The following is a 22,834-nucleotide window of genomic DNA, read 5'->3' on the forward strand; positions in this document are numbered from 1 at the left end:
TGTTTTATAAAGTGGGCGTCGGCCCGTCAATTTGTATTTGTCTTTTTGAATGTATCTTGGCCGATCCCTTATTTATGGAAAGGATGCTGTTTGTGAAAAATTATTTGTTGGAAGAAGTCAGTAAAAAGTTGGCTGAGGTTTTCGGTGATATGAGTATTGCGATCAATGCCGATGAAACCTACCTGAATTCGGTAGTGGTCAACGACGAAGGAAAGCAGGTGGTTGATTATTCTGAGAGCTTGAGCTGGGCGATCATGGAGAAAGTGCAAGAGAATGAACTGCCGGCGTTCAATGATGAGTACGCAGGTATTTTCTTCAAGCGATGGACATTTGATAAAAATGATCGAGTGACCGAGTTGGATATCGCCGACCTTAATAAAGCAGGTCGGGTTGTAGTCGAATCCTACCGAAACAAGTAATCGCTCCAGTAGGCGATCAACTTGATTAACCTGTGACGGCGGATGGCTCATATCCCATTCGCCAACTTACGGCCCGCGTCGTCGTCAGCAATCGCTGCGCCGCCGGGCCGTTTTCGTCGGCGTGAAACAATGATGCCGGACCAACGATGGTCATGACCGCCGCCATGTTGCCGACGGCGTTGAAAACAGGTGCCGACAAGGCATCGACGCCCGGCATCAACAAACCATGGACATGATGCAAACCGCGCTCACGGATCTGTTCGCACAGCGCGGCATACGCCTGATCGTCCGCCAGCGCATGGGGAGTAGCGTTGCGCAGTTCCTGCTCGCGCAGGTCCACGGTTTCTCGTTTCGGCAAATAGGCGCCGAACACCAATCCGGTCGACGAGCTGAGCAACGGCAACACCGAGCCCAATTGCGTCACCACCGTCACCGCGCGCACCGCCGGTTCGATATGCACCACGGTCGCGCCTTGATTGCCCCACACCGCCAAAAAACACGTCTCGTTCAATTCATCGCGCAACTCGGCCAGGGGCAGGGCGGCAACTTTGAGCACGTCCATACTGTTGAGTGCGGCCAACCCCACACGCAAGGCCTCGCGACCCAGGCCGTAATGATTGGTGGCGGTGTTCTGCTCGGCAAAACCGCTGGCGATCAAGGCCTGCAAATAGCGGTGGACCTTGCTCGCCGGCATCTGCACGTGCTCGGCCAGGCGCGACAGGGACGTCGACGGTGACAGCTCGGCCAGTGCCTTGAGAATGTCGGTGCCGACCTCGGCCGAGCGGACTTTCTGTTTGTCGTTGTTGCGCGGCGTTTCCATGGAGGCGGTCTGATTCCGGGACGAATGGGCGTCTTTATAGCTTGACGGTCAATACCAATCAAATTACGTTGTGCGTAATCGAATTACGACAAAAATAACCCAGGCGTGCCGGAACCTCTGAAACAGAGTGACAGGCCATTGCCTACTCCCTGTTCAGGAGGCTCCATGAACCTCGATTCAACGGCGCCAGCGCTGGCCTACCAGTCCGGCTTCGGCAACGAATTCAGCAGCGAGGCGTTGCCTGGCGCATTGCCCGTCGGCCAGAATTCCCCGCAAAAGGCGCCATACGGTCTCTACACCGAACTGTTCTCCGGCACTGCATTCACCATGGCCCGCAGCGAAGCGCGGCGCACCTGGATGTACCGCATTCAGCCATCGGCCAATCACCCGGCGTTCGTCAAACTGGATCGGCAACTGGCCGGTGGCCCGTTGGGTGACGTGACGCCCAATCGCCTGCGCTGGAACCCGTTGGATATTCCGACCGAGCCCACCGACTTCATCGACGGGCTGGTGAGCATGGCGGCCAATTCGGCGGCGGAAAAACCGGCCGGAATCAGCATCTACAGCTACCGCGCCAACCGCTCCATGGAGCGTGTGTTCTTCAACGCCGATGGCGAACTGTTGCTGGTGCCAGAACAGGGACGGCTGCGCATCGCCACCGAACTGGGCGTGCTGGAACTTGAACCGCTGGAAATCGCCGTGTTGCCGCGCGGTCTGAAATTCCGCGTCGAGCTGCTCGACCCGCAGGCGCGCGGCTACATTGCGGAGAACCACGGCGCGCCATTGCGCCTGCCGGACCTCGGACCCATCGGCAGCAACGGCCTGGCCAATCCGCGGGACTTCCTGACCCCGGTCGCCCATTACGAAAACCTCCAACAGCCGACCACCCTGGTGCAAAAATTCCTCGGCCAGTTGTGGGGCTGCGAACTCAATCATTCGCCGCTCAACGTGGTCGCCTGGCACGGCAACAATGTGCCGTACAAGTATGACCTGCGCCGTTTCAACACCATCGGCACGGTCAGCTTCGACCATCCGGACCCGTCGATTTTCACCGTCCTGACCTCGCCGACCAGTGTCCACGGTCTGGCCAATCTGGACTTCGTGATCTTCCCGCCACGCTGGATGGTGGCCGAGAAAACGTTCCGGCCACCGTGGTTCCACCGCAATCTGATGAACGAGTTCATGGGCCTGATCAAGGGCGAGTACGACGCCAAGGCCGAAGGCTTCGTACCCGGTGGCGCGTCGCTGCACAGCTGCATGAGCGCCCACGGCCCGGACGGCGAAACCTGCACCAAAGCGGTCAACACCGAGCTCGCACCCGCGAAAATCGACAACACCATGGCCTTCATGTTCGAGACCAGCCAGGTGCTGCGCCCAAGCCGATTCGCTCTCGATTGCCCGCAACTGCAAACCAACTACGACGCCTGCTGGGCCACGCTGCCCGCCACTTTCGACCCGACCCGGAGATAACCCATGACTCAGACTTCCATCACTCGTAGCTGGGTTGCCTCTGCCAACGGTCATGCGGATTTCCCGCTGCAAAACCTGCCGCTGGGCGTGTTCAGCGTGAAGGGCTCTGCTCCGCGCAGCGGTGTGGCGATCGGTGACCACATCTTTGATCTGGAGGCGGCACTCGATGCCGGGCTGTTCGACGGCGCGGCAAAAACGGCTGTCGAAGCCACCCGTGGCGGTCAGCTCAATGGGTTTTTCGAGCTGGGCCGTGAGGCTCGCGTCGCCCTGCGTGAACGCTTGATCGAACTGTTCAAGGAAGGCAGCACCCTGCACGGCAAGATCGAAGCCCAAGGCGCGAAACTGCTGCCGCTGGCGGCAAACTGCGAAATGCACCTGCCAGCGAAGATCAACGATTACACCGACTTCTACGTCGGCATCGAGCACGCGCAAAACGTTGGCAAACTGTTCCGTCCCGATAACCCGTTGCTGCCGAACTACAAGTATGTGCCGATTGGTTATCACGGCCGTGCATCGACCATTCGCCCGTCCGGCACCGATGTTCGCCGGCCGAAAGGCCAGACCTTGCCGGCCGGTCAGTCCGAGCCGACCTTTGGCCCGTGCGCACGCCTGGATTACGAACTGGAACTGGGTATCTGGATCGGCCAGGGCAACGAGATGGGTGACGCGATCGCCATCGGCGATGCCGCCGATCACATCGCCGGTTTCTGCTTGCTCAACGACTGGTCGGCCCGGGATATCCAGGCGTGGGAATACCAGCCACTGGGGCCGTTCCTGTCGAAGAGTTTCATCACCAGCATCTCGCCGTGGGTGGTGACGGCCGAAGCGCTTGAGCCGTTCCGTCGTGCGCAACCGGCGCGTCCTGAAGGCGATCCGCAGCCGCTGCCGTACCTGTTCGACAAACGCGATCAAGCCGCTGGCGCCTTCGACATCGAACTGGAAGTGCTGCTGCTCACCGAAGCCATGCGCGAGCAGAACCTACCGGCCCATCGCCTGACCCTGAGCAACACCCGACACATGTACTGGACCGTGGCGCAACTGGTGGCGCATCACAGCGTCAACGGCTGCCAGTTGCAGGCCGGCGACCTGTTCGGTTCGGGCACATTGTCGGGGCCGGAGAACGGTCAGTTCGGCAGTCTGCTGGAAATCACCGAAGGCGGTAAAAAACCGATCGAACTGGCCTCTGGCGAAGTGCGTAAATTCCTCGAGGACGGCGACGAAATCATTCTGCGTGCCCGTTGCAGCCGCGACGGTTTTGCCTCCATCGGTTTCGGCGAGTGCCGCGGCAAAGTGCTGCCGGCGCGTTAAGAGGATCGGGTCATGGAGCTCTATACCTACTACCGCTCGACCTCGTCTTACCGGGTGCGCATCGCGTTGGCGTTGAAGGGGCTGGATTACCAGGCACTGCCGGTCAACCTGATCGCACCGCCGGGTGGCGAACATCGCCAGCCAGCGTATCTGGGCATCAACCCGCAAGGCCGGGTGCCGGCCTTGCGTACCGATGAAGGCGAGTTGCTTATTCAGTCTCCGGCGATCATCGAGTACCTGGAGGAACGTTATCCACAGGTGCCGCTGCTGTCCAAGGACCTCGCCGCCCGCGCGCATGAACGGGGTGTGGCAGCGGTGATTGGTTGCGATGTGCATCCGCTGCACAACGTCAGCGTGCTCAACCGGCTGCGGCAGTCGGGGCACGATGAAACGCAGGTGGTCGAGTGGATTGGACACTGGATCGGCCAAGGCCTGGCGACGGTCGAGCAGTTGATTGGCGATGAGGGTTATTGCTTTGGTCCGACACCTGGCCTGGCGGATGTTTACCTGATCCCGCAGTTGTACGCGGCTGAGCGCTTTAGCATTTCCCTTGAGGCGTATCCGCGGATTCGTCGGGTGGCGGCACTTGCAGCGTCTCACCCGGCCTTCATCAAGGCTCACCCGGCGAACCAGCCAGACACCCCTTGAGTCATAAACAAGCGCAAAAGATCGCAGCCTTCGGCAGCTCCTGCCGGGTGTACACCCTCTCAATGTAGGCGCTGCCGAAGTCTGCGATCTTTTGCATTTAATGGACGACCGAGTTGGGCGGCAGGTGGCCTAATCGCTCGGTCAGGCGAATCCGCTGAATCGGGTCGTCGCTGAGCAGCAGCGCATGCTCCAGATCGAAACGCTCGGCGTTCGGGCAGTCCAGCCGTTGATACAGGCTGGCCCGGGCCAGGTAATCGGAGGCGCTCGCGTTACCCAGCTCCAGCACACGCTCGGCGTCGATCAACGCACCAATGTAATCATCGTGAGAAAGGTGCAACTGACGCAGGTTGCGCGACAGTCGCTGCAGCATCTGCACGGGCTCGGCGGTGAGTAAATGCTCGGCGTTGAGTTTCATGTTCGGGCCGTACTGGCGTTGCAACAGTTCACGGCAATCGTTGGGGTACAACCGGCGTCCACCGCAAGGGTCGAGCAAATGATCGGCTCCCGGAACCCGCAGCAGAAAATGCCCGGGAAAGTTGACCCCGACCATGGGGATTTCCAGGCCTCTGGCCAGTTCCAGCGCAATCAGCCCTAGTGCCAGCGGTTGCCCCCGCCGGCGTTCCAGCACTTTGTCGAGTAAGGCTGCTTGTGGGCGCAAGGGGGTAAAGTCGTCCTGGGCGAAGCCCAGGTCATTGAGGCGTCGCAGCAGCGGTTGGGCCAGTTCGCTCACGGGCAGCATCGGCAGACCGTAACTGACGCGTTGTTGCAGGTCCTTGAAATGGGCCAGGACCGCCGCTGGATTCACTTCCTTGTCATGCTCGACAGACATCCACAGCGCTGCCTCGAACAGCGCGGGCGGTGATCGTTGCAGACAATCGAAGAAGTGTTGGCGAGGCGTCATCAAAATCTCCGGGGAATGCCTCGTTTTAGCCTCGTCTGCGGCGTTCGTCCAGTGGCACGCCGGGTTATGTCCGAAAGCGCTGAATCGCGGCAATCCTTATTCCGGTGCGCTTCTGCAATTTTTGGGCGCGAGCCTATACTGGCGACTACAAGAAGTGATTCGGGAGCCCCTACGATGTTCGCTCTCATGCAAAGCACTCGCCTTGAATCGCTGCATCTGAGCGTCGACCCGGTCACCGGGTTGAAGGCGGTCATTGCCATTCATAACAGCCGTCTGGGGCCTGCCCTGGGAGGCTGTCGTTACCTTGCCTATCCCGATGACGAGTCCGCGGTCGAGGATGCCATTCGCCTCGCCCAAGGCATGAGTTACAAAGCGGCGCTCGCCGGTCTGGCGCAGGGCGGTGGCGTGGCGGTGATTGTGCGACCGGTCCATGTGGAAAACCGCGCGGCCCTGTTCGAAGCGTTCGGCCGCTGCATCAATCAACTCGACGGCCGCTACATCACGGCCATCGACAGCGGCACTTCGGTGGCGGACATGGATTGCATCGCCCAACAGACCCAACATGTCACCAGCACCACCTCGGCGGGCGACCCGGCGCCTCACGCGGCGATGGGCGTGTTCACCGGCATTCGTGCCACCGCCATGGCTCGCCTGGGCAGCGATAACCTAGAAGGCCTGCGCGTGGCCATTCAAGGCCTGGGCAATGTCGGTTTCGCCCTGGCCGAACAACTGCATGCCGCCGGAGCCGAACTGCTGGTCAGCGACATCGATCACGGCAAGGTGCAACTGGCCATGGAGCAACTTGGCGCTCATCCGATCGCCAACGACGCGCTGCTCAGCACGCCTTGCGATATTCTCGCGCCGTGCGGCCTCGGCGGCGTACTCAACAGCAATACCGTCACGCAATTGCGATGCTCGGCCGTGGCCGGTTCGGCGAATAACCAGCTGACTCATCTGGACGTTGCGGATCAACTGGAACGGCGGGGCATTCTTTACGCGCCGGATTATGTGATCAATGCCGGCGGGCTGATCTACGTCTCGCTCAAACACCGCGGCGAAGAGCTGACGACCATTACCGCCCACTTGTCGAAAATCAGCTCGAGGCTGACCGAAGTCTTTGCCCATGCCCAGGCGGAGAAACGTTCCCCGGCGCGGGTGGCGGACGAGTTGGCGGAGAAAGTGTTGTACCAATGAAGGCTCACAGCGTCCTTCATGCCGCTGGCAAATTCTAGAGTCCTGACTACGCTGCAAGCGGGATGGCGCAACGCCACCCGCCCGGTTGATGAAGGCCTGCCTGCGTCTGGGGCAATCATGACTGGCGCAATGCTTTTTCGTGATTTCAAGGAGCGAATCATGTCTTCCAGTTCATCTCTCACCTGCAATTTCACGATCAACTCCAGTCTCGATATTGGCGTGTCGTTTGTCAGTGACGATAACGGCGCCAATTACGGCGGGCAGATCACTATTTTCACCCCTGGCACCGCAGGTCCGGTGAGCACCGGTTTATGGGACAGCGACGGCAACGTCTTCTTCACCCTCTACCAGTCTGAAAACCCGGCCATCAACTGCGTGATCAACTCGGGTTCGACGCCCGGTTCCTGGGACCCCTATATCGAGGTTGCCCAGCAAAACGGCCTGACCTGCACCATCACCGGCCCAGTGCCACAACCCGGTGAAAACACATTTGGCTATACCCTCGACGTAGTGCCGAGCGCCGGCGTTGGTCAGGGCCCCGTGACGGCTCAGACAGCCGGATCGCCGACGCCTCAACACGTAACGCGAATGTTGCTTCCTGCGGGCGGCAAAGAGGCATGGACGCTGATCATGCAGGGCAATGCTGCGGTGCCCGATGAAATCAGCGTTGGCTCACCGGTGGTCATGGCGTGGGCGCGGTTTGACGACGGGACACAGGTGGCCGGCGGGGTCTACAAGTCCGACACCCCGACGGATTACAACGTCAAGTTCATGTGGGTGCTGGACGCCAACGGTAATCAGTATCCCGGTTGGCCCATCGATGTCAGCGATCACGAGGACTTCCTCAACAATGGCTATCTGTTTTCACTGACGCCCGACAGTGATGAGGTCTACCTGCTGAACGTCGTTGAACGGCCTTGGGTGAAATCATGACGACTACTTACACGTTCTCCGTCAGTCTGTTCGACGCGAGCGCCAACCCGAACGGGTTGCAGGTTTGGCAGAGCGGCACGTTGACGTTCGACACCGATTCGATGACGGGCGCATTGGCGCTACCGGGTTTTTACAAAGATCCGATCCCATACGAGGGAAGCGCCGTATCACCGTCAACGTCGGCAGGCACGACCATCAAGGCCTCGGGTAAAAGTACCGAGGCACAGATCACCTTCACCGTGACCTATAACTTTGATGGTTTTCTTTTCAACGGCAGCTATGTCGGCGGTTTGATCAGCATGCTCGACTACGGCGCACAAGAGACCTACCTCTACGTCATCCAGGGGCTTTCTTCGCAGGGGCCATCGGGGGCTTCATTCCGCGGAGGTTCGACAGCGGTGGACAAGAGAACCCCGCGAACGGCCTGATCCCCGGTTTTTCGCAGGCATGAAAAAGGCCCTGAGTCATTCGACTCAGGGCCTATTCAATTCGGGTGTCGCTTACTTGGGTGTCTTGGCTGCTTTAGCTGGCTTGGCAGGCTCAGCGGCTTCGACTGCTTCAACAACGGGTTCCGCTATTTCAGCCGGCGCACTCAGCAGTTCGGACAACGCATCCGGCTGGCTCTTGAATGCCTTGGCGAACACATCGCGGTTCTTCGCCATGTAGATCCCGGCTTCTTCCACTTGCTGCTCGGTCAGGGACGGAACGGCTTTTTGCAACACTTCAGCCAGCAATTCGGCCAGTTCGAGCATTTTGTCATGACGGTCAGCTTCGGCTTTATCCATGAACAAGCGCTCCAGATCTCGGCTGCTGCGGTATACCACTTCGACGGCCATTCACCACCTCACATGCCTTCACGATAGTTGTCTGTTTCGACCACTGTATTTATATACAGCGAAAAGGATAAGCGAATCCCTGCGCTTTGGGTAGTGGCTTTTTAATGTAGACCGAATTCAGGGTTTGTCAGGTGGGCCGTGGCGCTCCAATGGCGAGGGCTAGCCCCCACAGGGTGCGACCAAACGCCACGGAGCGCGTTTTAGAGCACCTCGCCATCATGTCGCAGGCGCCTCTGGCCTTTTTTCTGCATGCAGAACAACCGTCACGTCCAACCCGCATCATCCGCTCGAACCGAGCTAAGGAAGAATCATCGTGAAAATCAACTGGGCCGAGAACCTGCGGCAAAACGTGCACCAACTGGCCGAGTCCCTGGGCAATCTGTTCGTCGAGACTTTCCACTACCTGGCGCTGTTCGCCATAGGTGCAGTGACCGCGTGGGCAGCGGTGATGGAATTTCTGGGGATGATCGAAGAGGGGCACATCAAGATCGACGATATCTTGCTGCTGTTCATCTACCTCGAACTGGGCGCGATGGTCGGGATTTACTTCAAGACCAACCACATGCCGGTGCGCTTCCTGATTTACGTGGCGATCACTGCGCTGACGCGGCTGCTGATCTCCAACGTCTCGCACCACAACCCGCCTGACCTGGGCATCATTTACCTGTGCGGCGGGATTCTGCTACTGGCGTTTGCGATTCTGGTGGTGCGTTACGCCTCGTCGCAATTCCCTTCGGTGAAGATCGAACACCCGCAACGCAAGATCGGTGCGGGTTCCGGTGAGCATCCCGAAGTGGAAAAGGGCGAGATTTAAAGGCGCATGGCGGGCCGCGGCTGGCCTTTGGCTGGCGGCGGCAGCTTGTGGTTGTCGCCGTCGGTCATGGCTTCGAGGATGGTCATGGCGCACTGGCCCTGTTCGATGGCAATGCCGAACTGGATGCTTTGCACCAAACGTTTGAGGCGCTTGGGGTCATTGCGTTGTTCGGCGCTGATCATCCGTTTGGCCACGATACGGCCACTGTTGGAGAGGGTCAGCATGATGCTGCCGTCCAGACCCTGAATGCTCAGGTTGATCTGGTAATCCGGTGCAAAGGCATCGGTAATGAGCTGAAAGGGGTTGTCCATGATGCGTCACCGCCTGATTGAACGTGCAGTTGTTGACCGGCCATGGTCGGGTTGGTTCGCAATACCGGACCATCGGCAGGCGCTCGCTGAGGTTCTCAAAAAATCCTTTTTGCCTCGTCAGGGGTGTAGCAAGGGGCATGCCGGAAAGGTTGTCGGACAATGATCGCGGGATAAAAGAGGCGGGCTCTATGGCCCGCCTTCTTTTTGCCTGCCCGTTTCAGGGCATGAATGAGTCGATGATCGCTGACAGTGCAATCAGACCGATCAGCACTCCACCCAGCTGACAGCCAGGCCGCCTCGTGAGGTCTCTTTGTATTTGTCGTGCATGTCGGCGCCGGTGTCGCGCATGGTGCGGATCACCCGGTCCAGGGAAATGAAGTGTTTGCCGTCGCCGCGCAGGGCCATTTGCGTGGCGTTGATCGCCTTCACGGCAGCGATGGCATTGCGCTCGATGCACGGCACCTGCACCAGGCCGCCGACCGGATCGCACGTCAGGCCGAGGTTATGTTCCAGGCCGATTTCGGCGGCGTTTTCCAGTTGCTCCGGGGTAGCACCGAGTACGTCCGCCAAACCGGCGGCGGCCATGGCGCAGGCCGAGCCGACTTCGCCTTGGCAGCCAACTTCGGCACCGGAGATGGAAGCGTTTTTCTTGCAGAGAATTCCTACGGCTGCAGCGCCCAAAAAGAACGCCACGACATCATCGTCCGACGCGTCCGGGTTGAACTTCATGTAGTAGTGCAGGACGGCGGGAATGATCCCGGCCGCGCCATTGGTTGGCGCGGTGACCATCCGTCCGCCGGCGGCGTTTTCTTCGTTCACGGCAAGGGCGAACAGGTTCACCCATTCCATCGCCGACAGCGTCGAAGTGATGACATTCGGCTTTCCGATTTCCAACAGGCTGCGGTGCAATTTCGCCGCCCGACGCGGAACATTCAGACCGCCGGGCAGGATCCCTTCGTGGCGCAAGCCCTGCTCGACGCACTCGCGCATCACCGACCAGATATGCAGCAAGCCCTGACGGATGTCGGCTTCGCTGCGCCAGGCCAGTTCATTGGCCATCATCAACTCGGAAACCCTGAGTCCATGCTGATTGCACAGCTTGAGCAATTCGGCAGCGCTGGAGAAATCGTACGGCAGCACTACGTCGCTGGTCGGAGCGATGCCGGATTCGGCTTCGGCCGCTTCGATGATGAAACCACCGCCGATCGAGTAGTACGTTTGCTCCGACAGCTCACCGGTTTCGCCGAAGGCTGTCAGAGACATGGCGTTGGGGTGGTAGGGCAGGCTCTCATCAAGCAGCAGCAAATCGCGGTGCCAGTCGAAGGCAATGGTGGTTTGGCCGGCCAGATTCAGTTCGCCGGTCTCCAGCAATGTGTTGATGCGGCTGTCGATGCAGGTCGGATCGATGCTGTCCGGCCATTCGCCCATCAGGCCCATGACGCAGGCCCGGTCGGTAGCGTGACCGACTCCGGTTGCGGACAGGGAGCCGTACAGGCGGATTTCCACCCGACGGACGGCATTGAGCAGATTCTGCTCGATCAGTGCCTGGGCGAAGGTCGCGGCGGCGCGCATCGGGCCGACGGTGTGGGAACTGGACGGACCGATGCCGACTTTGAAAAGATCAAAAACACTGATAGCCATGCTAAAGCCTATACAAGCAATGGAAGAGAAATCGCCGCCATTTTTGTAGGACAAGCGCAATGTCAGCGATACTGCGCGTCTCGGTCCTACGTGACTAACGAAACTTCCTAAGACAGCCTTTAGCAGGACTAAACAATGAGTCGCCAATTGCACGCCCAGACTTACGTCTGGCTGCACGTGTTTTCCTGTGCCGCGCGGCACTTGTCGTTCACCCGTTGTGCCGAAGAACTGCACATCACACCGGGTGCGGTCAGTCAGCAAATCCGCCAACTGGAAGAACGGCTAGGGTTCCGACTGTTTCACCGGCGTGCGCGGGGGGTGGAGTTGAGCGCGCATGGCCAGCGACTGGCCATTACGGTCAACGAGGCTTACGGCAGCATTGACGCCGAATTGCGACGACTGGACGCCGGAATGATCAGCGGGATTTTGCGGGTGCGCTCGATTCCCTCGTTCCTGAGCAAATGGCTGACCCCGCGTCTACCGCGCTTGCAGCAGCGGTTTCCAGACATTCAATTGCGCCTGGTGGCGGAGGACAGCAGCGTGCCGTTGCACGAGGGCGACTTTGACCTGGCGATCGATCTGAACGACGGCAGCTACCCCGGCCTGTTATCCACAACCTTGCTCGATGAGCAGATCTTCCCGGTCTGCGCGCCGAGTCTGTTGCGCGGGCGGCCGCCGTTGCATGGCCCGGCAGACCTGTCGCACTTTCCGCTGTTGCACGACATCACGGCCTGGCGCGGCAGTTATGAGTACGCGGAATGGGAGTTCTATCTCAACGCCATCGGTTACGAAGGCGCGGATGTGCGGCGCGGGCACACCTTCAATCGCAACCACCTGACCATCGAGGCGGCGATTGCCGGTATGGGCGTGGCGATTGCGCGGCGCACCTTGCTGAATGATGAGCTGGAACGCGGAGCGTTGATTGTACCGTTTGGTCTGGCGGTGCCGAATCACAAGCGTTACATGCTGCTGTATGCGCCGGGGGCGCTGAGCCATCCGGGCGTGCGTGCAGTGCATGACTGGCTGGTGGAGGAGGCGGGCGTTTTTCGAAGCCTGCACCCGCTGGCAGAGCGGCAGATGTGAGTATTTGTGACAAAGAAGTGAAGCGACCCAACTCCCGACCTTAACAGCGCTTTTGCTCCTTGTCCGGCTTTTTTTGCGAATGAAAATTTATCTTTTTTCAGGGGTTGAAATGTTCGGCGCACAGACCGATTGTGTAGGTAAGAGGTCACGGTGATGACGCCCAAGGGCCAGCCGAAGGGCCTCTCGCGAGCTAGCTGAAATAAGGGATGAACTATGCAAATCCAAGTCAACAGCGATAACCATATTCAAAGCAGCATCCGACTGGAGGAGTGGGTACGTACTACCATTGAGAGCACGCTCGAACGTTATGAAGAGGACCTGACACGCGTCGAGGTCCACCTGCGGGACGAGAACGGCGACAAGCCCGGTCCCCACGACATGCGCTGCCAGCTGGAAGCGCGGCCAAAAGGCCACCAACCGATTTCTGTTACCCACAAAGCCGCAAACCTGGAACTGGCGATCGACGGTGCGGCTGAAAAACTCGAACACGCGCTGGAACACCTGTTCGGCAAACTGCGGGGCAAACCACGTGCCGCTATAGTGCCGTTCGAAAGGCCCACTGCCGATGCGCTGCTGGAAGACGAGTTTCTCGAGAACGAACAGGCTGCACAAAACGGCTGACGCCTGAATCACTATTTGTCTTTCCACCTCTGAAAACGGGCCTGCTGATGCAGGCCCGTTCTTGTTTCAGGGGTTGGCTAATTCTCAGGTTGATCAATACCTGTGGCGAGGGGATTTATCCCCGTTCGGCTGCGAAGCAGTCGTAAATGGATATCAGGCACCCCGTGATTGCAGATTTTGGAGCCGCTTCGCAGCCCAACGGGGATAAATCCCCTCGCCACAGTGATGTTTGCCTCCAGGCATCGTTGGATCAAACGCAGGAAAAACCGGATCTTTTTTGCGTATGAGAATATTTATCATTAATATTGCGACCTTGTTGGCCCCCTGACTTTCTCGCGGCCTCACCCGTTTCAAGGTCGAAACATGAAAGCACTCCCCGTTTCCTATCGATTGGCCGTCACGTCGCGACTGCTCGCTGCCGTGGTGGGCGGCTATATCGTTGCGGCGCTCGCCAGTGTCAGCCTGAGTCTGTGGGTGCCCATGGCCCGCGCCGACGCCGTGGTGACCGGGATGATGACCTCGTTTCTGGCCTACCTGTGCGCGGTGATCTGGTGCTTTGCCTGTCAGAGCGCGTGGCGAGCCTGGTTCGGGGTGATCGTGGCGAGCCTGATGCTGGCCGCGGTGTCAGGGCTGGCTTACTGGGTGGGCCATTCATGAAAGAGGGCTTTCGTCAGGCGATGGCCTGGCTGCATACCTGGGCCGGGTTGATCTTCGGCTGGTTGCTGTTCGCGATTTTCCTGACCGGCACACTGGCCTACTTCAAGGACGAGATCAGCCACTGGATGCAACCGGAAATTCCTGCCCGTTCGGTGACCTCCGAAGCCAGTCTGACCCTGGCGCAGAACTACCTTCAGCAACACGCCGCCGGTGCCTCGCGCTGGCTCATCGACCTGCCCGATGCCCGCGAGCCCGGCCTGTCAGTACGCTGGCAGCAGACCCCGGCCAAGCGTGGCGAACGTGGTCAGTTCACGGAAAAACTCCTCGATCCACAAACCGGCGCCGAAGTGCAGGGTCGCGCAACCATGGGCGGCGAGTTCTTCTACCGTTTCCACTTTCAACTGCAAATGCCCTATCCGTGGGGCCGCTGGTTGTCGACCATCGCGGCCATGGCGATGTTCGTCGCGCTGATCAGCGGGATCATCACCCACAAGAAAATCTTCAAGGACTTCTTCACCTTCCGTCCGCGCAAGGGCCAGCGCTCCTGGCTCGACGGGCACAACGCGTTGGGTGTGCTGGTGCTGCCGTTTCACCTGATGATCACCTACAGCAGCCTGGTGATTTTTATGTCGATGGTGATGCCGGCCAGCATTCTGGCTTCGTACAACGGTGATGTGCGGGCGTTTTTCGATGAGGTGTTCCCGGCATCTGCTACCCCGGAGCTGGCGGGCAAACCGGCTGAACTGGCGCCGCTGGCACCGCTGCTGGAAAAGGCTCGGGAGCAGTGGTCGGTCGGGCGGGTCGGGCGGCTCACCGTGAACAATCCAGGCGATACGAACGCTTCGGTGGTGCTCGTGCGTGACGGTGCCGATCGCGTGGTCCATGACTTTGGCCGCGCGGCGACCTTCAACGGCGTGACCGGACAATTGCTCGGCACCACGCCGGAGCAATCGCTGCCGAGGGCGATTGCCGGCAGTTTCTACGGTTTGCACATGGGCCGTTTTGCCGACCCGGTGCTGCGCTGGCTGTACTTTGTCTGCGGGTTGGCCGGCACGGCGATGATCGGCACCGGGCTGGTGGTCTGGCTCGGCAAGCGTCAGCTCAAACATGCGAAAAGCGGCGTGATGCCCTTCGAGTTGCGGCTGGTGGAGGTGCTGAACATCGCCAGCATGTCCGGGCTGATGGTCGCCGTGGCCGCGTTCTTCTGGGCCAATCGCGGATTGCCGGTGGACATGGCTGGGCGCGCGGATTGGGAAGTGAACAGCTTCTTTACCGTCTGGGGCCTGAGCGTGTTGCATGCCATGGTCCGTCGTGGCCGTGCGGCGTGGGTCGAGCAGTTGGCGCTGGCGGCGCTGCTGTTTGGCGCGGTGCCGCTGCTGAACGCCCTGACCACGCCCTATCACTTGGGCGTCACGCTGGTGCAGGGCGATTGGGCGATGGCCGGTTTCGACCTGACGTGCCTGGGCAGCGGTGTGTTTTTCGCCTGGGCTGCGTGGAAAATGCAGCGCTCGGCACAGGCTGCAGTCGTCACCCGACAGCGTGCGCAACCGATCACCCTTGAGCGTGAGGCGAACTGAATGTTGCTGGCCCTGTTGCTCTGTTACGGTGGTATCACCGCGCTGTGTTTATCGATGGACCGGCATCATGCCGAGCTGTTGGGCCGCAAGCCGTCGGCCCGTCGCCGCCAACTGATGAAGTTCGGTGGCTGGCTGTTACTGGCCTTGTCGCTGTGGGCGGCGGTGGCTTCGACCGGTTGGGGGCTTGGGTTGGTGGAGTGGTTTGCGGTGCTGATGCTCAGTGCATTGCTGCTGGTGCTGTTGATGCCCTATCGACCGCGTCTGGTGTTGTCACTGGCCGGTCTGAGTCTGCTCGTCAGCCCTGTTGCCGCGTTTGCGCAGTATTGACCTGATGATCACCCGTCCTCCTGATTCCCACGACGAAGAGCCTCGCGGCGCGCGTGCGCATTTCCTGCAGGTGTTCTTGTCCCAGCGTTCGCAAATGGAAGCGCTGGTGAACCGTCGTGTCGGGTGCCGGGCAACGGCAGCGGACCTGGTGCAGGACTTGTTTTTGCGCTTCTGGCGCCGGCCGCTGGTGCAGGTCGAAGAGCTCAGCACGTACCTGTTGCGCTGCGCCGGCAACATCGCCATCGACCACTTGCGCAGCGAAGGCGCGCGGGTTCGGGTCAATGAAGGCTGGCAACCGGATCAACCCGACAGCCATGGCAGTGAACCCCAGGCCGCACTGGAGGCCGGCAATGATTTGCGCCACGTCGAAGCCGCGTTGCGGGCGTTGCCCGAGCGCACGCGGCAGATTTTTCTGCTCAATCGCATCCACGGCCGTAAATACGCGGAGATCGCCAAGGCCATGGGGTTGTCCCAAAGTGCCGTGGAAAAACATATGATGCGCGCCCTCGAAGCCTGCAAGGCCAGCCTGCGGGATCCCGAACCGCGCACGCCAGGGAAAGCACCGTGAACCAGCTTGACCGCGTCACCCCGACGCTCGCTCAGGAGCAGGCCGCTTTCGCCTGGCTGAGTCTGTTACATGACCAGCCGAGCAGTGGCGACCAGGCCACGTTCAGCCATTGGTTGCAGGCCGATCCCGCGCATGCCGAGGCCTACGCCCGGGCGCAAGTGGTGTGGGAGTTGAGCGAAGGCCCGGCGCGCACGCTGGCCAACGAAGACGCATTCGCCTTGCAGCGCTACCTCAACAGCATGAGTCAATCGCGTCGCAGCGGTGTTCGGCGTTGGTCCGGTGCGCTGGCGATGGCGGCGTGCCTGTTGTTGATGCTCAGCCTCGGTTCAGGCTGGCAGCCGCTGCGCTGGGTCGATGATCTTGGCGCTGATTATGTGTCGGCACCGGGGGAAATTCGCACCGTCACGTTGGCGGATCAATCGCAAGTCACCCTGGATGCCGACAGTGCCATCGCCGTGGATTTCACTCGGGGCGAGCGCCGCGTCCAGTTGCGGCGCGGCGCTGGTTTCTTCAGCGTCACGCATACGGGCGAACCGTTTGTGGTTGCTGCGGAAAAGGGGCAGGCGCGGGTGCTGGGGACGCAGTTTGAAGTGCGTTTGCAACCTCACGGTGCACAAGTGACGGTGTTGTCCGGCCGGGTCGGTGTGACAGCGGACAATCACACCGAACAGCAGATTCTGACCGCCGGCCAGCAAGTGGCGTATGGCGAAGGCTCGGCGGACAAACTGCGAGCCGTGGACAGCGAAGCGCAGTTGGCGTGGCGCCAGGGCTGGCTCAATTACTACAAGGTGCCACTGGCTGATGTGGTGGAGGATCTGCGACGTTACTACCCGGGGCGGATTGTGCTGCTCAATGATGAACTGGCGGCGCGGCGCATCAGTGGCAGTTTTCCGGGCAAGGACCCGCAGGCGGTGTTGAGTTCGTTGCAGGGGGTGATGGGATTTGAGCAGCACTCTGTGGGGCCGTTGATTATTTTGCGGTGAAGCAAAGTCAAAAGATCTTTTCAAATATTTTCAAAATCAGGGTGAGGTAAACCCGGGCGCCATCCGTGTAGTGACTGAAACTGCGAGTCATTCGCATCCGTACGGTTCTACACAGGTCATGAGCAATGAAGTCCAGGGCAAAATCGGGTTCGGTCAAACAGTGGTTGGGTGCCTCAGCACTGAGCATTTCGGCATTGGCGTTGTTGCCATTGAGCGTGGCATTGGCCGCTGAGGCCGGCACGGCGCAGCAGCGTTCGCAGTTCAATTTTGCGATGGATGCCAAACCGCTACCCCAGGCCTTGAGCGACTTCAGCCGGATTACCGGCATCAGCGTGGTCTACACCGACGAAGCACCGTACGGCATTACCGCGCCAGCGGTCAGCGGGCAGATGAGCGCCGAACAAGCGATCCAGCGTTTGCTCAGCGGTTCGGGATTGACCTTCCGTCGCACCGATGCTCACACCCTGGCGCTGGAACCGCAGCCCACCGAAGGCGCGTTGACCCTGGGCGCGACCACCATCACCTCGGTGATGGATCAAACCATGAGTTACCAGCCGCCGCCCACCAGTTCGGTGATGCGCTCGTCGGCCTTGCTCCAGGAAATCCCCCAGACCGTCAACGTGATCCCGGCACAGGTCATTCGTGATCAGGCGCCACGCAACCTCGACGACGCGCTGGCCAACGTCAGCGGCATCACCCAGGGCAACACGCTGGGCAGCACCCAGGATTCGGTGATGACCCGTGGCTTCGGCGATAACCGCAACGGCTCGATCATGCGCGACGGCATGCCGGTGGTGCAGGGCCGTGGCCTCAACGCCACAGTCGATCGGGTCGAAGTGCTGAAGGGCCCGGCCTCGTTGCTCTACGGCATTCAGGACCCGGGCGGTGTGGTCAACATGGTCAGCAAGAAACCTGAACTCGAGCAGTACAACGCGTTGACCCTGCGCGGCTCGACTTACGGCGACGGCAAAAACGGCAGCGGTGGTGGCCTCGACAGCACCGGCGCACTCGGTGAGTCCGGGCTGGCGTACCGCATGGTGCTGGACCACGAAGACGAAGATTACTGGCGCAACTTCGGCACCCACCGCGAAACCCTGGTGGCGCCATCGCTGGCCTGGTTCGGCGAAAGCACCAAGCTGTTGTTCGCCTACGAACACCGTGAATTCCTGACCCCGTTCGACCGCGGAACGCTGATCGACCCGCGCGACAATCATCCGCTGGACATCTCCCGCAATCGACGCCTCGACGAGCCGTTCAACAATATGGAAGGGCGCTCGGACCTGTATCACTTCGAGGCTGACCACGAGCTCAACGACAACTGGAAAGCGCACTTCGGCTACAGCTGGAACCGTGAAACCTACGACGCCAGCCAGGTGCGCGTCACGGCCATCAACACCGCCAAAGGCACGCTGACCCGCAGCATGGACGGCACGCAAAACGCGATCAGCACCGACCGCTTCACCACCGCCAGCCTCGAAGGCAAGGTCAATGTGCTGGGCATGCAGCACGACCTGGTGTTCGGCGTCGATGACGAGTACCGCAAGATCTACCGCGAAGACCTGATCCGCCAGAAAAGCCTGACCACCTTCAGCTACCTCAACCCGGTCTATGGCCGTGAAGTCGCCGGCACCACCGTCAGCCCGGCCGACAGCGCGCAGACCGATAGACTGCGCAGCGATTCGCTGTTCCTGCAGGACTCGATCCACCTCAACGACCAGTGGATTCTGGTGGCTGGCGGCCGTTTCCAGGAGTACGACCAGTACGCCGGCAAAGGCGTGCCGTTCAAGGCCAACACCGACAGCAATGGTCAGAAATGGGTGCCACGTGCGGGACTGGTGTATCGCTACACCGACGCGTTGTCGTTCTACGGCAGCTACACCGAATCGTTCAAACCCAACTCGACCATCGCCCCGTTGAGCGGCAGCGGCACCGTACTCGACGGCAGCGTTGCGCCGGAAGAAGCCAAGTCCTGGGAAGTGGGGGCGAAGCTGGACATTCCGGGGCGTGTGACGGGTAACGTCGCGTTGTTCGACATCAAGAAGCGCAACGTGCTGGTGGCCAATTCCGAAGGACCGGTGACGATCTACAGCGCCGCCGGCGAAGTGCGTTCCCGTGGGCTGGAAGTGGATTTGACCGGCCAGCTCAGTGACCGCTGGAGCATGATCGGCAGCTATGCCTACACCGATGCCGAAGTCACTGAAGACCCGGATTACAAAGGTAAGAAACTGCAAAACGTCGCCAGGAACACCGGCTCGCTGTCGGCGGTTTACGACTTCGGCACCATTGTCGGTGGCGATCAGTTGCGGGTCGGCGCGGGCGCGCGGTATGTCGGTGAGCGGGCGGGCAACGCAGTGAATGATTTCGACCTGCCGAGCTATACCGTGGCCGATGCATTCGCCACCTACGACACCAAGGTCGAGGGGCAGAAGGTGAAGTTTCAGCTCAACGTGAAAAACCTGTTTGATCGCACTTACTACACGTCGGCGGCGAGCCGGTTCTTTGTGTCGATGGGGGATGCGCGGCAGATTTCGCTATCCAGCACTTTGGAATTCTGACCGTATACCGCGTCATCGTTGTTCGCGGGCCTGCCCGCGATGGCGGACTCTCAATCAGCGCAAAAACGCCTGCCGATACTCGCCAGGCGTCCCGCCGAGAACCTGCCGAAACCGGTTGGTAAAGTGACTCGCACTGGCAAACCCGCAGGCCAGCGCAATCTCCCCCAACGGCTGCGATGTCGCGCGCAGTAAATCCTGCGCCCGGCTCAAGCGCCGCGCCAACACATACTGATGCGGCGGCAATCCAAAGCTCTCCCGAAACATCCGCGCAAAGTGATATTCCGACAGCGCACACAAGCCCGCCAACTGCCCCAGGCTGATGGCTTCGGCCAACTGATGGTCGATGAACTCGACCAACTGCCGTCGCTGATGTGCAGCCAAACCACCCTTGAGCCGCAAACCCTCGCGCATCCCGACCTGGCAGAGCAACACGTGGCTGAGCATCTCATGGGCCAGGCTGCTGGTGAGCAGGCGTTCGCCGGGTTCATCCCAGTTGAGCGTGAGCATCTGGTGAAAGCGTCGGGCTTGTTTCGGGTCGTCGAGAAACGTCCCTTCGCGCAATTGCAGCTCGCGAGGCTCGCGGTCCAGCAGGGTGACGCAGCCGAGGGCGAACTGTTCGGGGCTGAAATACAGGTGCGCCAGGCGAATGTCGCCGTTGATCACCCAGCCTGACTGATGGTCGGCGGGCAGGATACACAGTTTGTCCGGGCCGCCCTTGGTGCCGGGCTGGTCACGGCGAAAGGTACCGGTGCCGCCCGCGATGTAACAGGACAAGGTGTGATGGCTCGGCGCCTCGTAATCCTGGGCATCGTGATGGTTGCTCCACAAGGCTGCAGCCATGCCGTCACCGAGCTCGGCGCTGTGCTCGAGGCGAGCATTGGGCGAGCGGTTGAGGGCTTGAAAGACTTGCAGGGTTTCCAGTGCGGGCATGATCGTTTCTCCAACGCTTCGCATCCTACTCCGTAGACATTGTCCTGCCAGCCTCCGGGCCGACAAAAGCGCAAGTTTATGCAAGTGCGTGCGCGTTCGGCGCAGCACACTGGATCCTTAATCAGACAATGCCCTGTGGCGAGGGAGCTTGCTCCCGCTTGAGTGCGCAGCACTCACAAAAAAGGGTCGCTTTGCAGCCCCGCGTCGGATCGCCGCCCGGAGCCAAGCTCGCTCGCCACAAAAGCAGACCGCATTGCACCATCCGGAGCCTTCGCCATGAACCTTTCGCTGTACCTGCTGACCGTACTGATCTGGGGCACCACCTGGATTGCCCTGAAATGGCAATTGGGGGTGGTGGCGATTCCGGTGTCGATCGTCTATCGCTTCGGCCTCGCCGCACTGGTGCTGTTCGTGTTGCTGTTGCTCAGCCGCAAGCTGCAAGTGATGAACCGTCGCGGGCACTTGATCTGCCTGGCGCAAGGGCTGTGCCTGTTTTGCATCAATTTCATGTGCTTCCTGACCGCCAGCCAGTGGATACCCAGCGGCCTGGTGGCCGTGGTGTTTTCCACTGCCACGCTGTGGAATGCCCTGAATGCGCGGGTGTTCTTCGGCCAGAAGATCGCCCGCAACGTTCTGTTGGGTGGTGCACTCGGTTTGCTGGGGCTGGGTTTGCTGTTCTGGCCAGAACTGGTTGGCCACACCGCCAGCCCCGAAACCTTGCTTGGCCTGGGGCTGGCGTTGCTTGGAACGCTGTGTTTCTCGGCGGGCAACATGTTGTCGAGCCTGCAGCAAAAGGCCGGTCTCAAGCCGCTGACCACCAACGCCTGGGGCATGGCCTACGGCGCGGCGATGCTGTCGGTGTGGTGCCTGGTCAAAGGCATTCCCTTCGACATGGAATGGAATGCACGTTATATCGGCTCGCTGCTTTACCTGGTCATTCCGGGTTCGGTGATTGGTTTCACGGCCTACCTGACGTTGGTCGGGCGCATGGGCCCTGAGCGTGCAGCCTATTGCACGGTGTTGTTCCCGGTGGTGGCGCTCAATGTGTCGGCGTTTGTCGAAGGCTACCAATGGACCGCACCGGCGCTGGCAGGGCTGGTGTTGGTGATGCTGGGTAACGTGCTGGTGTTTCGTAAACCCAAGGCGCCGATGGTGCAGGGGAACGGCAAGCTGGCGTAATTGGCCGGGCAGACGTCAACCACGTCTGCCCGTGTCAGTCAGCCTTTCCAGACTTGCGGATTGACCAGATCCTGCGGCCGCTCGCCCAGCAGTGCGCTGCGCAGATTGGCCAGCGCACGGTTGGCCATGGCCTCGCGGGTTTCGTGGGTCGCCGAGCCGATGTGCGGCAAGGTCACTGCGTTTTTCAGTTGATACAGCGGCGATTCGGCCAACGGTTCCTTCTCGTAGACATCCAGCCCGGCGCCACGGATCTGATTGTTTTGCAGCGCTTCGATCAGCGCCGGTTCGTCCACCACCGGGCCACGGGCGATGTTGATCAGAATCGCACTGGGCTTCATCAACGCCAGTTCTCGGCGGCTGATCAGGTGTTTGGTTTTCTCGCTGAGCGGCACCACCAGGCAGACAAAATCGGCCTCGGCCAACAGCTCATCCAGGCTGCGGAACTGCGCGCCGAGTTCTTGTTCCAGCGCGGTTTTGCGGCTGTTGCCGCTGTAGATGACGGGCATGTTGAAGCCGAACCGACCGCGACGGGCGATGGCCGCACCGATATTGCCCATGCCGACGATGCCCAGGGTTTTGCCATAGACGTCGGTGCCGAACAGCGGGGCGCCGACGGTCGCTTGCCATTGGCCGGCCTTGGTCCAGGCGTCCAGCTCGGCAACACGGCGGGCGCTGCTCATCAGCAGGGCGAAGGCCAGGTCCGCGGTGCTTTCGGTGAGGACATCAGGCGTGTTGGTCAGCATGATCCCGCGTTCGTTGAAATAGGCGACGTCGTAGTTGTCGTAGCCGACCGACACGCTGGACACCACTTCCAGTTTGCTCGCGTTCTCCAGTTGCGCCCGGCCAAGCTTGCGACCCACGCCGATCAGGCCATGGGCGTGGGGCAGGGCTTCGTTGAATTGAGCGTTGATGTCGCCGTTTTTCGGGTTGGGCACGATGACGTCGAAGTCCTGCTTGAGGCGTTCGATCATGTCTGGCGTGATGCGGCTGAAGGCGAGGACGGTTTTTTTCATGGGAGGAGGGCTCGTCGGGCGGGGAGAATGCCAAGCACGCTAACAT

Annotated in this window: 23 protein-coding genes and 1 pseudogene; 17 read left to right on the forward strand and 7 right to left on the reverse strand. The window is 60.4% G+C overall.

What is annotated here, in order from left to right; all coding sequences use genetic code 11:
* The first annotated feature begins 83 nt into the window (after positions 1-83).
* Positions 84-419, forward strand: coding sequence for a hypothetical protein (locus B723_RS09995; protein ID WP_017336587.1), 336 nt, complete (start codon positions 84-86; stop codon positions 417-419).
* Between the two features lie 25 nt (positions 420-444).
* On the opposite strand, the gene B723_RS10000 is transcribed toward B723_RS09995, so the two are convergent.
* Complete coding sequence (locus B723_RS10000; RefSeq protein WP_017336588.1) at positions 445-1,239, reverse strand: IclR family transcriptional regulator; 795 nt, start codon at positions 1,237-1,239, stop codon at positions 445-447.
* A gap of 165 nt (positions 1,240-1,404) precedes the next feature.
* Here B723_RS10000 and hmgA point away from each other — a divergent pair, with 165 nt between their 5' ends.
* The 3 genes from hmgA to maiA are packed head-to-tail and all read left to right on the forward strand — an operon-like array spanning position 1,405 to position 4,665.
* A complete protein-coding gene (gene hmgA, locus B723_RS10005) occupies positions 1,405-2,709 on the forward strand; it encodes a homogentisate 1,2-dioxygenase (RefSeq protein WP_017336589.1) in 1,305 nt (434 codons plus the stop codon).
* 3 nt (positions 2,710-2,712) lie between these two features.
* A complete protein-coding gene (gene fahA / locus B723_RS10010; protein ID WP_017336590.1) occupies positions 2,713-4,017 on the forward strand; it encodes a fumarylacetoacetase in 1,305 nt (434 codons plus the stop codon).
* A gap of 12 nt (positions 4,018-4,029) precedes the next feature.
* A complete protein-coding gene (gene maiA / locus B723_RS10015) occupies positions 4,030-4,665 on the forward strand; it encodes a maleylacetoacetate isomerase (RefSeq protein WP_017336591.1) in 636 nt (211 codons plus the stop codon).
* 97 nt (positions 4,666-4,762) lie between these two features.
* Here the strand turns inward: maiA and B723_RS10020 are convergent, their stop codons facing one another.
* On the reverse strand, positions 4,763-5,566 hold the full coding sequence (locus B723_RS10020) for a SirB1 family protein (protein ID WP_017336592.1): 804 nt from the start codon (positions 5,564-5,566) through the stop codon (positions 4,763-4,765).
* A 174-nt stretch (positions 5,567-5,740) separates the two neighbouring features.
* Between B723_RS10020 and B723_RS10025 the strand changes: the two genes are divergently transcribed.
* The 3 genes from B723_RS10025 (at position 5,741) to B723_RS10035 (ending at position 8,121) form a co-directional block, all read left to right on the forward strand.
* Positions 5,741-6,760, forward strand: coding sequence for a Glu/Leu/Phe/Val dehydrogenase family protein (locus B723_RS10025; protein WP_017336593.1), 1,020 nt, complete (start codon positions 5,741-5,743; stop codon positions 6,758-6,760).
* A gap of 159 nt (positions 6,761-6,919) precedes the next feature.
* Positions 6,920-7,693: a hypothetical protein gene (locus B723_RS10030; protein ID WP_017336594.1), complete on the forward strand. Its 774-nt coding sequence runs from the start codon at positions 6,920-6,922 to the stop codon at positions 7,691-7,693.
* Positions 7,690-8,121, forward strand: coding sequence for a hypothetical protein (locus tag B723_RS10035; RefSeq protein WP_017336595.1), 432 nt, complete (start codon positions 7,690-7,692; stop codon positions 8,119-8,121). Before B723_RS10030 ends, B723_RS10035 begins: the two co-directional genes overlap by 4 nt.
* 153 nt (positions 8,122-8,274) lie before the next feature.
* On the opposite strand, the pseudogene B723_RS10040 reads toward B723_RS10035, so the two are convergent.
* Positions 8,275-8,529 (reverse strand): annotated as a pseudogene (locus B723_RS10040) (YebG family protein); the annotation flags it as partial.
* A 313-nt stretch (positions 8,530-8,842) separates the two neighbouring features.
* On the opposite strand from B723_RS10040, the gene B723_RS10045 reads away from it, so the two are divergent.
* A complete protein-coding gene (locus B723_RS10045) occupies positions 8,843-9,343 on the forward strand; it encodes a phosphate-starvation-inducible protein PsiE (RefSeq protein WP_017336597.1) in 501 nt (166 codons plus the stop codon).
* Here the strand turns inward: B723_RS10045 and B723_RS10050 are convergent.
* Positions 9,340-9,654 (reverse strand): DUF3509 domain-containing protein, encoded by a 315-nt coding sequence (locus B723_RS10050; protein WP_017336598.1) that lies wholly within the window; start codon positions 9,652-9,654, stop codon positions 9,340-9,342. The two genes, B723_RS10045 and B723_RS10050, sit on opposite strands and share 4 nt — an antisense overlap.
* A 264-nt stretch (positions 9,655-9,918) precedes the next feature.
* On the reverse strand, positions 9,919-11,295 hold the full coding sequence (locus B723_RS10055; RefSeq protein WP_017336599.1) for an L-serine ammonia-lyase: 1,377 nt from the start codon (positions 11,293-11,295) through the stop codon (positions 9,919-9,921).
* 135 nt (positions 11,296-11,430) lie between these two features.
* On the opposite strand from B723_RS10055, the gene B723_RS10060 reads away from it, so the two are divergent.
* From B723_RS10060 to B723_RS10095, 8 genes are all read left to right on the forward strand, one after another.
* On the forward strand, positions 11,431-12,378 hold the full coding sequence (locus B723_RS10060) for a LysR substrate-binding domain-containing protein (protein WP_017336600.1): 948 nt from the start codon (positions 11,431-11,433) through the stop codon (positions 12,376-12,378).
* Between the two features lie 213 nt (positions 12,379-12,591).
* Positions 12,592-12,999, forward strand: a complete 408-nt coding sequence (locus B723_RS10065) for an HPF/RaiA family ribosome-associated protein (RefSeq protein ID WP_017336601.1) — start codon at positions 12,592-12,594, stop codon at positions 12,997-12,999.
* Positions 13,000-13,362: 363 nt separating this feature from the next.
* A complete protein-coding gene (locus B723_RS10070; RefSeq protein WP_017336605.1) occupies positions 13,363-13,656 on the forward strand; it encodes a DUF3649 domain-containing protein in 294 nt (97 codons plus the stop codon).
* Complete coding sequence (locus B723_RS10075; protein ID WP_017336606.1) at positions 13,653-15,233, forward strand: PepSY-associated TM helix domain-containing protein; 1,581 nt, start codon at positions 13,653-13,655, stop codon at positions 15,231-15,233. The genes B723_RS10070 and B723_RS10075 overlap by 4 nt, the downstream gene beginning before the upstream one ends.
* The gene (locus tag B723_RS10080) at positions 15,234-15,560 is read left to right on the forward strand and encodes a DUF3325 domain-containing protein (RefSeq protein ID WP_017336607.1); all 327 of its coding nucleotides are present in this window, start codon (positions 15,234-15,236) and stop codon (positions 15,558-15,560) included.
* A 4-nt stretch (positions 15,561-15,564) separates the two neighbouring features.
* Complete coding sequence (locus tag B723_RS10085; RefSeq protein ID WP_144425215.1) at positions 15,565-16,128, forward strand: RNA polymerase sigma factor; 564 nt, start codon at positions 15,565-15,567, stop codon at positions 16,126-16,128.
* A complete protein-coding gene (locus B723_RS10090; RefSeq protein ID WP_017336609.1) occupies positions 16,125-17,111 on the forward strand; it encodes a FecR family protein in 987 nt (328 codons plus the stop codon). The genes B723_RS10085 and B723_RS10090 overlap by 4 nt, the downstream gene beginning before the upstream one ends.
* A gap of 125 nt (positions 17,112-17,236) precedes the next feature.
* Positions 17,237-19,666 (forward strand): TonB-dependent siderophore receptor, encoded by a 2,430-nt coding sequence (locus B723_RS10095; protein ID WP_017336610.1) that lies wholly within the window; start codon positions 17,237-17,239, stop codon positions 19,664-19,666.
* 54 nt (positions 19,667-19,720) lie between these two features.
* On the opposite strand, the gene B723_RS10100 is transcribed toward B723_RS10095, so the two are convergent.
* Positions 19,721-20,596, reverse strand: coding sequence for an AraC family transcriptional regulator (locus tag B723_RS10100; RefSeq protein ID WP_017336611.1), 876 nt, complete (start codon positions 20,594-20,596; stop codon positions 19,721-19,723).
* 276 nt (positions 20,597-20,872) lie between these two features.
* Here B723_RS10100 and B723_RS10105 point away from each other — a divergent pair, with 276 nt between their 5' ends.
* On the forward strand, positions 20,873-21,775 hold the full coding sequence (locus B723_RS10105; protein ID WP_017336612.1) for a DMT family transporter: 903 nt from the start codon (positions 20,873-20,875) through the stop codon (positions 21,773-21,775).
* 38 nt (positions 21,776-21,813) lie between these two features.
* Here the strand turns inward: B723_RS10105 and B723_RS10110 are convergent, their stop codons facing one another.
* On the reverse strand, positions 21,814-22,788 hold the full coding sequence (locus tag B723_RS10110; protein ID WP_017336613.1) for a 2-hydroxyacid dehydrogenase: 975 nt from the start codon (positions 22,786-22,788) through the stop codon (positions 21,814-21,816).
* Positions 22,789-22,834: the final 46 nt, after the last annotated feature.

The sequence above is a fragment of the Pseudomonas fluorescens NCIMB 11764 genome (assembly GCF_000293885.2).
Lineage (GTDB): Bacteria > Pseudomonadota > Gammaproteobacteria > Pseudomonadales > Pseudomonadaceae > Aquipseudomonas > Aquipseudomonas fluorescens_B.

Coding starts and splice junctions, on each gene's coding strand:
- B723_RS09995 (WP_017336587.1), top strand. CDS start 84: ATGCTGTTTGTGAAAAATTATTTGTTGGAAGAAGTCAGTAAAAAGTTG.
- B723_RS10000 (WP_017336588.1), bottom strand. CDS start 1,239: ATGGAAACGCCGCGCAACAACGACAAACAGAAAGTCCGCTCGGCCGAG.
- hmgA (WP_017336589.1), top strand. CDS start 1,405: ATGAACCTCGATTCAACGGCGCCAGCGCTGGCCTACCAGTCCGGCTTC.
- fahA (WP_017336590.1), top strand. CDS start 2,713: ATGACTCAGACTTCCATCACTCGTAGCTGGGTTGCCTCTGCCAACGGT.
- maiA (WP_017336591.1), top strand. CDS start 4,030: ATGGAGCTCTATACCTACTACCGCTCGACCTCGTCTTACCGGGTGCGC.
- B723_RS10020 (WP_017336592.1), bottom strand. CDS start 5,566: ATGACGCCTCGCCAACACTTCTTCGATTGTCTGCAACGATCACCGCCC.
- B723_RS10025 (WP_017336593.1), top strand. CDS start 5,741: ATGTTCGCTCTCATGCAAAGCACTCGCCTTGAATCGCTGCATCTGAGC.
- B723_RS10030 (WP_017336594.1), top strand. CDS start 6,920: ATGTCTTCCAGTTCATCTCTCACCTGCAATTTCACGATCAACTCCAGT.
- B723_RS10035 (WP_017336595.1), top strand. CDS start 7,690: ATGACGACTACTTACACGTTCTCCGTCAGTCTGTTCGACGCGAGCGCC.
- B723_RS10050 (WP_017336598.1), bottom strand. CDS start 9,654: ATGGACAACCCCTTTCAGCTCATTACCGATGCCTTTGCACCGGATTAC.
- B723_RS10055 (WP_017336599.1), bottom strand. CDS start 11,295: ATGGCTATCAGTGTTTTTGATCTTTTCAAAGTCGGCATCGGTCCGTCC.
- B723_RS10060 (WP_017336600.1), top strand. CDS start 11,431: ATGAGTCGCCAATTGCACGCCCAGACTTACGTCTGGCTGCACGTGTTT.
- B723_RS10065 (WP_017336601.1), top strand. CDS start 12,592: ATGCAAATCCAAGTCAACAGCGATAACCATATTCAAAGCAGCATCCGA.
- B723_RS10070 (WP_017336605.1), top strand. CDS start 13,363: ATGAAAGCACTCCCCGTTTCCTATCGATTGGCCGTCACGTCGCGACTG.
- B723_RS10075 (WP_017336606.1), top strand. CDS start 13,653: ATGAAAGAGGGCTTTCGTCAGGCGATGGCCTGGCTGCATACCTGGGCC.
- B723_RS10080 (WP_017336607.1), top strand. CDS start 15,234: ATGTTGCTGGCCCTGTTGCTCTGTTACGGTGGTATCACCGCGCTGTGT.
- B723_RS10085 (WP_144425215.1), top strand. CDS start 15,565: ATGATCACCCGTCCTCCTGATTCCCACGACGAAGAGCCTCGCGGCGCG.
- B723_RS10095 (WP_017336610.1), top strand. CDS start 17,237: ATGAAGTCCAGGGCAAAATCGGGTTCGGTCAAACAGTGGTTGGGTGCC.
- B723_RS10100 (WP_017336611.1), bottom strand. CDS start 20,596: ATGCCCGCACTGGAAACCCTGCAAGTCTTTCAAGCCCTCAACCGCTCG.
- B723_RS10105 (WP_017336612.1), top strand. CDS start 20,873: ATGAACCTTTCGCTGTACCTGCTGACCGTACTGATCTGGGGCACCACC.
- B723_RS10110 (WP_017336613.1), bottom strand. CDS start 22,788: ATGAAAAAAACCGTCCTCGCCTTCAGCCGCATCACGCCAGACATGATC.